Origin of the sequence: Halalkalibaculum sp. DA3122 (genome assembly GCF_043951865.1) — a bacterium.
In the GTDB taxonomy this organism is placed as follows: domain Bacteria; phylum Bacteroidota; class Rhodothermia; order Balneolales; family Balneolaceae; genus JAMQKA01.
On the sequence record NZ_JBINJF010000016.1, the window covers coordinates 94,157 to 107,076 of the forward strand.

The 12,920-nt window shown below is 46.1% G+C and carries 12 protein-coding genes; 8 read left to right on the plus strand and 4 right to left on the minus strand.

Annotation, left to right across the window (positions count from 1 at the left end; translation table 11 throughout):
- Nucleotides 1–45 precede the first annotated feature (45 nt).
- Nucleotides 46–1,143 (plus strand): hypothetical protein, encoded by a 1,098-nt coding sequence (locus ACG2F4_RS11855; protein WP_395260967.1) that lies wholly within the window; start codon nucleotides 46–48, stop codon nucleotides 1,141–1,143.
- Nucleotides 1,144–1,164: 21 nt separating this feature from the next.
- Here ACG2F4_RS11855 and ACG2F4_RS11860 read toward each other — a convergent pair whose 3' ends face one another.
- Nucleotides 1,165–1,833, minus strand: a complete 669-nt coding sequence (locus tag ACG2F4_RS11860; protein WP_395260968.1) for a lysophospholipid acyltransferase family protein — start codon at nucleotides 1,831–1,833, stop codon at nucleotides 1,165–1,167.
- An 84-nt stretch (nucleotides 1,834–1,917) separates the two neighbouring features.
- Between ACG2F4_RS11860 and ACG2F4_RS11865 the strand changes: the two genes are divergently transcribed.
- From ACG2F4_RS11865 to ACG2F4_RS11890, 6 genes are all read left to right on the plus strand, one after another.
- Complete coding sequence (locus ACG2F4_RS11865; protein WP_395260970.1) at nucleotides 1,918–2,550, plus strand: O-methyltransferase; 633 nt, start codon at nucleotides 1,918–1,920, stop codon at nucleotides 2,548–2,550.
- A gap of 154 nt (nucleotides 2,551–2,704) precedes the next feature.
- Nucleotides 2,705–3,403, plus strand: coding sequence for a PspC domain-containing protein (locus tag ACG2F4_RS11870; RefSeq protein WP_395260971.1), 699 nt, complete (start codon nucleotides 2,705–2,707; stop codon nucleotides 3,401–3,403).
- Between the two features lie 530 nt (nucleotides 3,404–3,933).
- A complete protein-coding gene (locus ACG2F4_RS11875; RefSeq protein ID WP_395260972.1) occupies nucleotides 3,934–5,208 on the plus strand; it encodes an NAD(P)/FAD-dependent oxidoreductase in 1,275 nt (424 codons plus the stop codon).
- 359 nt (nucleotides 5,209–5,567) lie between these two features.
- The gene (locus tag ACG2F4_RS11880) at nucleotides 5,568–6,872 is read left to right on the plus strand and encodes a ferric reductase-like transmembrane domain-containing protein (protein WP_395260974.1); all 1,305 of its coding nucleotides are present in this window, start codon (nucleotides 5,568–5,570) and stop codon (nucleotides 6,870–6,872) included.
- Between the two features lie 90 nt (nucleotides 6,873–6,962).
- Nucleotides 6,963–7,082 carry a hypothetical protein gene (locus ACG2F4_RS11885; RefSeq protein ID WP_395260976.1) on the plus strand — a complete coding sequence of 40 codons (120 nt, stop codon included), beginning with the start codon at nucleotides 6,963–6,965 and terminating at the stop codon, nucleotides 7,080–7,082.
- 65 nt (nucleotides 7,083–7,147) lie between these two features.
- On the plus strand, nucleotides 7,148–8,422 hold the full coding sequence (locus tag ACG2F4_RS11890; RefSeq protein ID WP_395260978.1) for an MgtC/SapB family protein: 1,275 nt from the start codon (nucleotides 7,148–7,150) through the stop codon (nucleotides 8,420–8,422).
- 51 nt (nucleotides 8,423–8,473) lie between these two features.
- On the opposite strand, the gene ACG2F4_RS11895 is transcribed toward ACG2F4_RS11890, so the two are convergent.
- Nucleotides 8,474–8,680 (minus strand): dodecin family protein, encoded by a 207-nt coding sequence (locus tag ACG2F4_RS11895; protein WP_395260980.1) that lies wholly within the window; start codon nucleotides 8,678–8,680, stop codon nucleotides 8,474–8,476.
- Between the two features lie 56 nt (nucleotides 8,681–8,736).
- Complete coding sequence (locus tag ACG2F4_RS11900; protein WP_395260982.1) at nucleotides 8,737–9,045, minus strand: hypothetical protein; 309 nt, start codon at nucleotides 9,043–9,045, stop codon at nucleotides 8,737–8,739.
- Nucleotides 9,046–9,838: 793 nt separating this feature from the next.
- Between ACG2F4_RS11900 and tmk the strand changes: the two genes are divergently transcribed.
- Nucleotides 9,839–10,462, plus strand: coding sequence for a dTMP kinase (tmk, locus tag ACG2F4_RS11905; protein WP_395260984.1), 624 nt, complete (start codon nucleotides 9,839–9,841; stop codon nucleotides 10,460–10,462).
- Here tmk and ACG2F4_RS11910 read toward each other — a convergent pair.
- Nucleotides 10,371–12,716, minus strand: coding sequence for an RND family transporter (locus tag ACG2F4_RS11910; RefSeq protein ID WP_395260986.1), 2,346 nt, complete (start codon nucleotides 12,714–12,716; stop codon nucleotides 10,371–10,373). The genes tmk and ACG2F4_RS11910 overlap by 92 nt on opposite strands.
- Nucleotides 12,717–12,920: the final 204 nt, after the last annotated feature.

A 12,920-nucleotide genomic window follows, 5' to 3' on the forward strand; every position in this document is an offset into this window, starting at 1 on the left:
TATTTCAGAGTAACAAGAATATACAATTTTACGTGGCGACCCATTATGCAGATACTCTCGAATTATACAAAAGATGTACGGTCCCCAAAGTTCAAGCCAGGTGCGTATGAGTGGTGGTATTTTGACGGTATCGACAGCACGGGAACCTACAGCTTTGTGATCATATTTTACGAGGGCAACCCTTTTTCGACGCGCTATATACAGCGTCTGAAGAACTGGAATCGTTCGGATGACGTCTACCCGGAGGAGCATCCGGCGGTGAGCATCTCCATATACAAAGATCAAAAAACGATATATTACAGTTTTACTGAATTTGAGAAAGAGGATTGCGAGTTTGATTCGGACCATCCCAGCCTCAAAGTCGGCAGGCACAGGATGCATTCTGTTGCCGATGAAAACAAGATCTCCTACCAGTTGACGCTGAATGAACAGCTTCCCTCGGGAGACGAAATCAGGGGGAGCATAACCTATGAGAGCCCCCGCCCCTCTGATGCGCTGCTTGAGGAGGCGCAGTCATTCGATGAGGTGGGCCATCTCTGGAACCTTGTTCAACCCCGCGCTGACGTAGCGGTCGACCTGCTCATTTCCGCCCGTGCGGAGTCTACCCGGCAAATTGTGTTTGAGGGGCGGGGATATCACGATCATAATATGGGCAACGAGCCGATGCGGAACGAATTTAATGAATGGTACTGGGGACGGTTTCACTTTGAGATGGGAACGCTGGTTTACTACGTGATGGACCGCAAAAATGAAAAGCAGCACCAGGCCTGGCTGCTAAGCCCGGATAACGCTGAACTGATTGCCACCTATCCCACTGTGGAGCTGCAGGACGAGGGGTGGAATCCTTTTGGCCTGCGTACCGCGCGCAAGCTGATGCTGAGCAATGAAAAAGCACATATCACAATACAGCAGGCCCGGGTGCTGGACAGCGGCCCCTTTTACCAGCGGTTTAGCAGCGACTCCTTTATCAATATTCCCGACAAAGACATTATGCAGGTGGCCGAAGGCATATCGGAGTATATCCGCCCAGACCGTATATACTGGCGCACGTTCTGGCCCCTGGTGAATATGCGCATCCGGTACAGCAACGAATCGCCCCACTGGGTTCAGCGGTCGAAACGGCTCTACCGGTGGACCTGGTGAAGCGGTGGGTAATCTCCAAATCTACATAAATCGTTCAAAACCGGTATCCTCAAATCCCGCCACAGAGCGGAGCCGTTCGAGCATGGAGCCAAGGCGGCGTTCAAAGAACCGGGTTTTCTCCTCATTAGAGGCATCACATGGCGGAACGGCCGGCTCCCCGATCTCAATATGGAGTTCCGGTTTGTCGGACCGTATCGTATGGATGCAGATGGCTACAGGCACGAAATCGACCTCCGAACTCTTCACTTTTGAATGGAGCCATGCCAGCCCGCCCTGGAACTGTGGCGGATCTGGCAATGGCGTGATTTCGCCTTCTGGGTATATAAAGAGACTGGCGCCCGGCCGCTGCATCGATTGAACGGCATACCGCAGAGAAGTGATCGCTTTCCGGGGATGATCCCGGTTGATGGAAAACGCCCCGATTTTGCGGAAGAACCTGTACCGTTCCATCTGCCGGTCTTCCATCAGGGCACGCGCCTGCTGGTGGAAACGGAATTCATTGAGCAGCAGTGGTATCAAGCCATCCCACCAGGAGCTGTGATTCAGGAAATAAACCGTCTTTTGTCCGTTTTCCGGTTGATATCGCTGCCGAATCCAGACACGGCTGAAGCGCCGTTTAAACAGAAACCAGGTATACCATTTGAACAGGGCGATAAACCACGTTGACTCTTTGGCCGGTATAAATTCCACAGGTAGAAAGATTTTGTTGAACAAACGGATTGTGAATATCTTTAGCCGCTGACAAAGAATCCACCTGAACACAAAATTATACTGATGCTTCAGATTAATCCCGATATTCAAGCCTACGCCCGCGACCATACCACACCGGAACCGGAGTTAATGCAGGAACTGATCGAGGTTTCTGATCAAAACCTGGAATATATTGACATGCTCAGCGGACGCGTTGTGGGACGCCTGCTGAATATGCTGGTGAAAATGACCGGCTCGCGGCGCGTTCTGGAGATCGGGATGTTTACCGGCTATTCGGCGCTGATGATGGCCGAGGCACTGCCAGACGACGGAAAGCTCATCACCTGTGATCTCAATGAAAAATATGCTTCCATAGCCCGTTCCTTTTTTGAGAGGAGTCAACATGGTCATAAAATCGAGGTTAGGATGGGAGAAGCCCTGGAAACACTCAAAACGCTTGAAGGGCCCTTCGATTTCATTTTTGTGGATGCCGACAAAGGAAACTATCCCAATTATTACCGGGAGACGCTCCCGATGCTGAAAAGGGGCGGTGTGATGGTCATCGATAATGTGTTCCTGGCGGAGAATGTACTGGCCCCCAATGACGAAAAGGCGGAAGCGGTAGACCAGCTCAATACGCTAATAGCGGAAGATGATAGCGTGGAACAGGTAATGCTGACTGAACGAGACGGGCTTACAATCGCCCGGAAATTGTAAAACAAAATCAATTAAATTGGTAAATTCAATGATGTCAGAACCTGTTGAATGAAGTCTCCCATGGACAACTTTGACACCTTTTTAAACCATTATAGTCAGACTTGCAACATTAAGGTGGCGGGAGACGTAGTAAAGGCCTTAAGGAGGAAAAATTATGGCAGAAAAAACAAGACAACGCTTTACAGAACATAACCTGGATTCACTCAGTGACTTTGAGGATCACGAACTGCAGGCCACAATGCAGGAGTTTCTCGAGGAAGAAAAAAAAGCCAACACCAATATCTGGAATGTTGCTACTATTGCCGGCATTGCTATGTTTTTCATCGGTATGGTGTACCTGATACAGGCCCTGGGCCTCCAGGTTGGTCCTGATCTCTCCGGGGTGATTGAAGTCCTGCCGATTATCGGCGGAGTGCTGGTAACATTTATCGGATTCGGTTTTTTGGTTGGTGATCGCAAAAGAGGCAAGTCAAAGAAGCAGCGCAATAAAAAAGAGTTTGACGATTTTGACTTTGAGTACGACGAGGAAAGCGAACGTGCCGCCGAAGAGGAGTTTGGGCTCCACAACGATCTCGATAGTCGTTCATCGGGAAAAAAGCGGGATAAAAATACGAAACGGGCAACCGACTATTATGCATACCGCCACGCAAAAAAGCTCTACAAATCCCGTTCTGATAAAAAATGGGCCGGCGTTTGCGGCGGACTGGCAAACTATTTCGGAATCAGTTCTACGGTCATACGACTGCTTTTCGTGATCACCTTTTTTGCGGGGTCCGGTACCTCACTTCTGGTATACCTGGCCCTGGCGATAGCCCTGGATAAAGAGCCGGTTGAATTTATGGATGATTTTTAGGCGAACCTTTTGGGTTCACGGTCTTTTTGCCGCTCATTTTCTTTAAATAAAGCCACCGAAAAATCCCGATGGTAATCCAAGGCCGCTTCCCGTAGCTTGGAACCCCATTACCTGCCTGAAATATCTGGACGTGAAGATCTCCAGCTAAGTTCCCTCCCGGCTTGTGGATTTGTGAGCCGTTCCGGGTTAATGCAGCACCGACATGGTTTCGTTACGGACTGGTTATGAGTTGTTTGATTAAACGAATAACTAATTCCCGATAACCTGTAACTACTTCTGCCGGTGAGTTGGGGGGGCTTTGTTCGTACAGAAAAACATTTCTTGCCAGGAAAAAGGCTTTCGTGATTTTCTTGAGATAGGCTGACCAGTCTGAACCTCTTGTAGGCATTTCTCTTACAAATTCCCTATAGATTTCACCCTGCTCTACCGGGGAAGTCACTACAGGTATTCGTTCATTAAGAGGTTAAAATAGGATTCATATATCCATGCTACCGAGCAATTCAATGTTAACCTCTAAAAATGTCGTAACTATGGCTGCTCAACCACATATACTGATACTGGGAACCAATTTTGCCGGTTTAACTACGGCACGTTATATCCGTGAATTTGCAGGCGAAAATGCACGAATGACCTGCATTGACCGGAAACCATACCTGACATTTATCCCGAATATCCCGATTGAAGTCTGGAACAATAACAATCCGGAAACCTCACTGCACATGCCTTTCATCAAGTTTCTGGAGCGTGACAATATTGATTTCATCCAGGCAGAGGTGGAAGCTATAGATGTTGAACGTAAGGCTGTTGAGTACAAGCCGGTTGAACGATCGGGTTCGGCAATTGAGGAAATTGACTACGATTATCTTGTCATAGCTGTGGGTAACAAACTGGCATTTGATGAAATTGAAGGTTTCGGAAAATACGGCCATACTTTTACCGACACCTATTATGGTGACAAGATCCGGAGACACCTGCACGAGGGCGGGTATAAAGGCGGACCGATTGCCATAGGATCAGATCTTTTTGTACAGGGAAAAAGTGATAAGCTGCCTGACGTGCCAGTGGCAGAGGCAGCCTGTGAAGGTCCTCCGGTTGAAATATCCTTTTCAATGGCCGAGTGGCTAAAAAAACGCGGGCTGGGAGGGGCAGAAAATATTACGATGTTTACTCCAGCCGAGGTGATCGCAGAAGATGCCGGTGAAAAAATTCTTGATGAGCTGCTGCCGATGGTAGAGGAGATGGGGTACGGCTACAGGGCACATACCCGGGGAATTAAAAGAATTTACGAGGACGGCATAGAGTTTAAAGACGGCAGCAGCCTGGAAGCTGAACTTAAGATCATATTCCCGAATTGGAGGGCACATGACTTTCTGAGAGACCTGCCCATAACAGACGACCAGGGCTTTATCATAACGGATCTCTTTATGCGTAACCCCGATTATCCCGAAGTGTTTGCCGTGGGGGATGCCGCGTCCATAACTGTTCCCAAATTGGGATCGCTGGGTCACCTGGAAGCGGAAGTACTCGCAAAAGTACTTGGAAAAGAAGTGGGAGGGTATCAGCCGAAAGAGGCTATTGAACCGCTCAAGTTTAAACTGGTCTGTATGGGAGATATGGGAGCACATACAGGTTTCTACATGCATACGGATGAGTGGTGGGGCGGAGATACCAGCATCCTGAAAATGGGTCATACTCCTCATTTGCTAAAGATGGGTTTTAAAACAATGTATTACACCCTCGGCGGAAAAATTCCGGGCTGGGGATTACCCGTTTCTGAATTTATTGCAGATCGTACAGTAATTTAAACCAGTGTGAAAAATGAGAGTTTTACTCACCTGAATAGGTGAAATGTATCGATAATGTGGAGTTCAGCATGGAAACCAAGGTATTCTCCGATCACAATTTCCGGACCATGAGACATGGTATCGTGTTAAACGGGCTGTGCCTCCCGAAGGATTGACTGATCTAAATTGGCCAAGCTGACAACTTGGTTACTGGGTATTTGTCCGATATTCGTTAAGCTGATCTACATTGCGTAATTTAATGTTGTGTTGATAATCTCACGCTGCATATTCCACAGGTTGGAACCTTTGGGGGGATCCGTGATACAGATTGCCAATAAGAAATGATAATTTCTCAACCGACCTGATCTAACCCCTTCACTTTGCCAGAAAATAATTATCATAAGAGAAATATAGGACCACAGGTATTCTGGCTGATTCCCCTGCTGGTTATCCCGCTGTGGCTGACGGCCTATCCGGAGACAACAGTCAAACACAGCGCCAAAGGATTTTTCATCTACTCCAGTCAACTGTTCGCACTTGCCGGCTTTGCTCTTTTTGCAGTTACATTTATACTGGCCGCCCGGATAAAATGGCTGGAATCCTGGTTCGGCGGGTTGGATAAAATGTACCATACCCATCACCGGATGGCCAATGTTGCTTTTGTGTTGCTGTTGTTTCATCCGATTTTGTTGGCAACAAGATGGATACCGCAGGATATAGCCAAGGTATTCTGGTATTTTTTCCCGGTACACCGCCGGTTGGCAGTCGATTTCGGCAGCTGGTCTTTGTGGGGATTGATTATCCTGATGTTGCTGACTTTGGTGATCAAACTCCCTTATGACAAGTGGAAGTTAACGCACAAATTTATGGGAGTAATATTTATCTTCGGTGTTATCCATCTGTTTGCGCTGGATAATCTGGCAACCGCCAACCCATTATTGTTGCTGTATCTGTTGATCCTGTCAGGTGCGGCTATAGCTGCATGGCTCTACAAATCATTCCTGCTGGAGCACGTACTGCAAAAACCCCAAGTTCAGGTTACAAATGTTGACCGGTTGAGTGACCAGGTAATGGAAATAGAATTAGAAGCAGGAGAAGCTATAACTTTTACTCCCGGACAGTTTTACTTTTTTAGCTTTATCGCTCCTGATATTACGCGTGAAGCTCATCCGTATACAGTTTGCAGCGCCCCCGGACAGAGGCAAATAAAAATAATGGTAAAGGCCCTGGGGGATTATACCCGGAATCTTTATAGAAATTTGGAAGCCGGCGCTTCAGCATTTCTTGAAGGCCCATACGGTCGTTTCGATAACAGGCAGGAATCAAAAAGCCAGGTATGGATAGCCGGGGGCGTGGGAATTGCTCCCTTTCTGAGCTGGATTAGAAATATGAAAGAGCAGGATTCAGATCTCAAGACAGATTTGTACTACTGTGTAAACAGTGAAGAGGAGGCAGTATACCTGAATGAGTTTAAAGAGTTCGAGAAGCAATCTACCGGTTTCAATATTCATCTGGTTTGTGCCGACCGCGAAGGTTTTTTGGATGCCCGGGACATTTCTGATCTGAAACAGAAAACCGTTTATATCTGTGGACCTCGACAGATGAGGCAGAAGTTATTGAGCGAGCTAAAGAAAATGAATGTATCGGAGAAGGATATTCACTACGAAGACTTTGATTTCTTTTAGTAGGATATTTATTTCCTCTTTGGGCGTTAAAATTGCGTTTGCGGAGTTTGCTGAATGGAGATTCCCTCGCTTTGAACTCGTAAACCAGGAATGGCTCTATGGAGAGAAAAACTATTTTCCTGGATGTCACGTAATGCAGAACGGGCTGCCTCACATTTTCATATCCCCTCGGATAGGGTGATAGAAATCGGAACACAAATTGAACTTTAACACATTTACGGGCTAAAGATTTAAGAAATATATCATGTATTATTCAATAGGTTTAAAAATGTTTAATGCGCAAAAATATAATGTATATTGACGCAATAGAAATGCAGTTATTGTTAAGGATGGGTCTCATCCTGCTGCTTGGCTTTCTGGTCGGCATTGAGCGGGGGTGGAGCTTCCAGAAAAAGAAGGAAGGAGAGCGTACTGCCGGTATCAGAACGTTTACGCTTATTGCCCTGTCCGGTGGATTTTGGGGAATTTTGTCTGAACATATAGACGGCATTATACTGGGATTCGCTCTGTTGGGGTTTATCATTATTATAATGACCGGTTATTTCCATCACGCCAAAGAGACCGGTACCCTGGGTCTGACGACCGAAATCGCCGCCTTTCTAACCTTCACAATCGGTATTGCCGTCATCAAGGGATACATCATACTCTCGGTAAGTGTTACCATTATCATGGTATTGTTGCTTAGCATTAAACCGAGACTGCATAAATGGGTAAAAACGATAGAGCCTGAGGAACTCTATTCCGGAATCATTTTTCTCATTATTTCGGCAATTTTGCTTCCACTACTGCCTAATCAGGGATACGGGCCCTGGAATGTTTTGAATCCATTTGAGATATGGGGTATGGTGGTTCTGATTGCGGGCATATCCTATGTCGGCTTTTTTGCTATGAAATACCTGGGTAAAGAGAAGGGTATTTTATTCACCTCATTTACAGGTTCGCTGGTTTCTTCTCTGGCAGTCACGGTTACACTGGGAAAATTTAGCAGTAAGGTGAAGTCAATAGATGTAGTGATAACCGGCATTCTTATAGCCACATTTACCGCCCTGGGAAGGGTACTGCTTTTGGCACTTCTGTTTAACCCTGCTCTAATCACAATTATAGGTCCTTCTGTTGCTGCCATGGCTATAGTGGCCCTGGGTGCTGCAATTTATATTAACAAAACAAGGGAGCCTGATAAATCTGTTAGCCAATTCAAGCTGCGCAATCCCCTGCAGTTGAGTACAGCTATCCAGTTTGGGATTGTTCTGGCAATGGTGATGTTGCTTTCTGAATTCAGCAGGCAGTGGTTTGGTGATACCGGCATCTACGGTTTATCACTGATATCCGGGATGATAGATATTGACTCGATTACTCTTACCCTCCTGGACATGGGAGGAGAAAATCTAGGCTCAAACATTGCCGCCAATGGGATTATCCTGGCTGCTATGACCAATACACTGGTTAAAGGGTTAATATTTACTTTTTTTATAGGATTTAAAAATGCATGGAAGCTGTTACTGTTCTGCCTGCTCATAGTTGTATCTGCCCTACCCGGAATGTTAGTCTGATTTTTATAAAACTTTGGAAAAGGCTTACAAAAAATTGTCTTTCAGCAACTGTCAGCCCTTTTTACCAACTACAAAGGTTACCTTTGCATTAACTCTGTATTTGGTCACTGAGTTGTTCTCTACTATAGCCTGTATGCTTTCGCAATAAATACTTTTTATGTTATCGACTGTTTTTGAGGCTTCCGTGGCTACATTTTGTACGGCACCTTCCATGGTATCGCCTTCGCCTATTACTTCGATTACTTTTGCTAGTGACATATGATCCTCTTTTTTTATTTTTGGTTTTAAGTAGTTATAACCTGTTTTCTTGCTTTTCAGTCTATTTCCAATTCATCCTTAAGTGACTCGAGTTTTTTCTTGGAATTTTCCCACAGTTTCTGAAGATCTTTTTTTATAGAATCAAAAGCTTCTTCACTACTTTCTTCAATCCTGTTGAGTTCTTTCTTTATTTTAGGTCGGACTTCCTTAAGATTTTCAATTTTATCCCGGTAGTCACTTACTAATTCCTCAAACCGTTCATCTATTTCTTCTTCAACCTTTTCCAGATCACGGTCCCATTCTTTGAGTTTATTCGAAAGAGTGTCGATGTATTCTTCTTTTTTTGACTGTTTAATATTTTTCATAAGAATGTTTCTGTAATTAGTAAGATTGTTATGAAGGTTCGATTCTAATTCTAAAATTTTACTTCTGTCTGGCAAATGTCTGTTTCGGCAACAAGTGAATTATGAGATTCATCCCAGCCCAAAATCTTTCATTTTTTTCGGCTGACTATATAATCAATATCTATGTCCTTGATTATTCACAGGTTAAATCACTAAATATTTGGCGGGAGAAATACTACATCATTTTCTATTGCCAGGACCTTCATTGACTGGTTCCTGATGTATCAATCAATCATTTCTACTACTTTTGAAAGTGATTTTGCCTTTACTCTGTAGGAGGTTCTGCTAATTCTGCGCTTAGTCTGGAATATGCCGGGATTGAAGGATTGGAACCGACAGGGTAAAATAAACCGGGATATCGTATAAAACGACACGTTTGTAAAATTTTTCAAAAAATAAGAATGACCTCAAAATGAATGAATACAGGAGGGCTTTGTAAATCCAGGGGGGGACAGATTCAAAGCCTGAGCATATTTAAAACCACAGTTTATACCTCATAAATGAGGATTTCGAATTCGAAAAAATGCCGAAACTGGGCACAACAACAGTTTTGAAAAGCCTTCTATAAATAGATTGGAAATTAAATAACGTTTATTCAATAGAGGTGATGGGAAGTGAATTCCCGTCTACTATTTTTAGTAGCCCAAAAATAGTACATTGTTGTTTTAAAATGGTCTTTTTGAATTCTACATGCGATATTCATTTTGGAAAAAGTTCAAGATGAATTTTTAATTTTTAAAAGACTCTGTTTACAGTGTTTATCACCTTCGAAGGTATTGACGGCAGCGGTAAATCAACACATATCAACCTGGTACGCCATAAATTACAGGAGAACGGGTATCGCGTCGAGGTGTTCCGCGAGCCGGGAGGCACCGAGTTATCCGAAAACATTCGTTCACTATTGCTCAATTCCGATCTGGATATTGATCCGGTTTCCGAACTGTTACTGTTTTCTGCAGCGCGGGCGCAGCTTATCTCAGAACGGGTACTCCCACTGCTTGATGAGGGCGCGGTTGTAATTCTGGATCGTTTTTATGATTCCACGACGGCCTACCAGGGATATGGGCGCGGCTCCGCCCCTTTGGAGTCGATTGCCCTGTTGAATGAGCTGGCAAGTCATCACCGCCAGCCCGACCTGACCTTCTACCTCCAAATTAGCCTCGAGGAGGCAAAAAAACGGATTCAGTCGCTTCCCAAAGACCGGATGGAAAAATCCGGGGATTCGTTTTTCAGGAAAGTCATCAAGGGATTTGAGAAACTGGCCGCTGCAGAAGACCGCATTGTAGCTATCGATTCGAGTCTTTCTCAAGAGCAGGTGCATGAGCTGATTTGGCATCGGATTTCGGAGGCGCTGCATCAAAACGAACATCCGGCTTGATCCAGTAAAACAGGGCGGGTAGCAAAACCAGGTCGCACAGCAGGGCGGAAAGCACAGTTAGTCCCACAAGCATCCCCATGTACACGGTTGATATAAAAACACTGGTCAGCAGTGAGCCAAATCCCGCGATAAGGATAAGACTGGTAACCACAATTGCCTTGCCGGTCTTTATGGTTGTGAAATTCAGGGCCTCCGGCAGGGAACGTCCCCGCTTCATCTCTATTCGGAGGCGCGCCAGGTAGTGAATAGAATCATCCACTGCAATACCAAACGCAATGGTGAATATCACCGCCGTGGAAGCTTTGATATCAATACCGGCAAATCCCATAAAACCCGCCACCATCAGCAGGGGCAGGATGTTCGGGACGAGCGAGATAAAAACCATTCGGGCATTTTTGAACAGCAGGGCCATGATAATTGAGATGAGACCGAAAGCCAGCAGAATGCTTTTGAACAGTGAGTTTACGATCTTCCCGTTGAGATTGGCGCTCAGTATCGTGCTGCCGGTAAGAGTCACTTCATTCTCGGGAAATGCTTCCCGCAGGTAGCTCTGCAGCGAGTCGCGGAGCAGGTTGATCTGATAGGATCCCACATCAAATACATTGGCAGCTACACGGACCTGCTGGTAGGAAAAGTCGCTAAAACGGGGGAGGAGATCCGATTCATTGAATTCGAGCAACAAAATATACTGGGCGATCAGCTGTTCGTCTTGAGGTAGCGGCCGCTCGCGATACTGTTCCGGGGCCATCGCCTGGTGGACCTCTTTCAGCAATGTGTTGATCGAGATGACCCGGTCGACCTCGGGATGTTGCTCCAGGTACCGGGTAAACGTCTCCACTTTTTGGAGAAACCCGGGGTCCATAATCCCGTTTTCTGATCCCGTGTTAATGACGAATTCCATGGGATAGGGCGGAGTCAAATGCTGACTGAAAAACTCGGCATCCCTGATAGGCTGGGTATTCCGGCCGAGTTCGTCAAAGACTTTTCCGTTTACTTTGAGCAGGAATATACCGCTGCCGAGGCTAAGGGTGAGCAGAAGCGAGCCAATCACAATTTTTTTGTAGTGCTGCCGGTTGAATGAACTTATTCTCCGGAGCCCCCGGGTGAAAAAGTTGAACAGGCGGGCGTTTTTATGCCCGAATATCTTTTGACTGCCCGACATGGTAAGCACCGAGGGGAGGAACGTGATGGTAATGAAAAATGCTGCCAGGACTCCCACAGCGGTGTAGATACCGAAGCGCTGCATCGGAACGATAGTGCTGGTAACCAGCGTGCCAAACCCGATGGCTGTTGTGATGCTGGTCAGAAATGTGGCGCTGCCAAGCGTGAGAAGCATTTCAACAATGGATTGCCGCTTGTCCAGTCCATCCGTGCGGGCATCATCGTATTTCGAAATCATGTGGATGGAATCGGCAATACCCACGCAAAGCAGAATCGGAGCGATAGTGCTCGACATGACCTCGAAATATCCCCCCGTCAACTGCATGATCGCCAACGTAAACAGGATCGTCAGCCAGACGATCAGCATCGGGAAAAGCACCCCGAGTTTACTGCGGTATAGAAGCCAGAGCAACAGGATGATCAGAACGGATGAGAGAGATATATAGAATGTAATTTCATCATTCAGGTAGTTGACATACTGGTTGCGGTAATAGGGAATCCCGGAAAGCTTGAAGTCGTACCTGGAGCGGTACTGATCCAGAATATCGTTGAGCTGGTTGATCACTTGTTGCCGGGTATCGAAATTGTTTTGGTCGCCGGCAATTTCCAGGTAGAAAGCGGTAACGGTCGCCTGCTCGTTGATTAGAAAGCCTTCAATAAGTGAATCGCTCGTCAGGGCCGTACGGATACTATCGGTTGAGACGAAGTTCAAATCTGCTGCCTGAAGGTAGGGTTCGAACTCGAGGCTGGCCCTATCTCCGCGGATATGTTCGGCCGACCACAAGCTCCGGACTTCCGTCACCAGCGGGATCATTTTCACGGAGTCAACTATTGAGCTTAAATCGGTGAGCACGGAAGGAGAGAGTAAAGAATGGTGCCTGAATCCTACCATGATGGTGTTGTCATCCCGGCCAAACTCCTGTTCAAGATACTCGTAATCCCTGATGGTGGGATCCTGTTTTGGGAAAAAATTCTCCAGGTTGAAGTCGGTTCGGATATTCAGCGCGGGGTACAACGCGGCAAGGACCAGGACCCCAGAGATAACCAGGATCGGTTTTGGATGATGAAGGATAAATTGGGCGAACCGTCTCAATATTATTGGCTTGTTTCCGAATGAAAAGCGATAACCAGAACCTGCATCAATTCATTCCGGGAAAGTCCCGGGCCGATTCACCTGGCACAATGTACAAAATCAGTATTAGTAACGCGTTTAGGGGTTAACCTTAAGCAGCCAATGCATGTTTAATGCGATTAATGGGTTCATCGTTTTGCCAATTGATGTACTGCAATAGCGTCA

What these genes read in the sequence shown, in the direction of transcription:
- ACG2F4_RS11865 (WP_395260970.1), top strand. Translation starts at nt 1,918, where the DNA reads ATGCTTCAGATTAATCCCGATATTCAAGCCTACGCCCGCGACCATACC.
- ACG2F4_RS11855 (WP_395260967.1), top strand. Translation starts at nt 46, where the DNA reads ATGCAGATACTCTCGAATTATACAAAAGATGTACGGTCCCCAAAGTTC.
- ACG2F4_RS11875 (WP_395260972.1), top strand. Translation starts at nt 3,934, where the DNA reads ATGGCTGCTCAACCACATATACTGATACTGGGAACCAATTTTGCCGGT.
- ACG2F4_RS11900 (WP_395260982.1), bottom strand. Translation starts at nt 9,045, where the DNA reads ATGAAAAATATTAAACAGTCAAAAAAAGAAGAATACATCGACACTCTT.
- ACG2F4_RS11895 (WP_395260980.1), bottom strand. Translation starts at nt 8,680, where the DNA reads ATGTCACTAGCAAAAGTAATCGAAGTAATAGGCGAAGGCGATACCATG.
- ACG2F4_RS11885 (WP_395260976.1), top strand. Translation starts at nt 6,963, where the DNA reads ATGGCTCTATGGAGAGAAAAACTATTTTCCTGGATGTCACGTAATGCA.
- ACG2F4_RS11870 (WP_395260971.1), top strand. Translation starts at nt 2,705, where the DNA reads ATGGCAGAAAAAACAAGACAACGCTTTACAGAACATAACCTGGATTCA.
- ACG2F4_RS11890 (WP_395260978.1), top strand. Translation starts at nt 7,148, where the DNA reads ATGCGCAAAAATATAATGTATATTGACGCAATAGAAATGCAGTTATTG.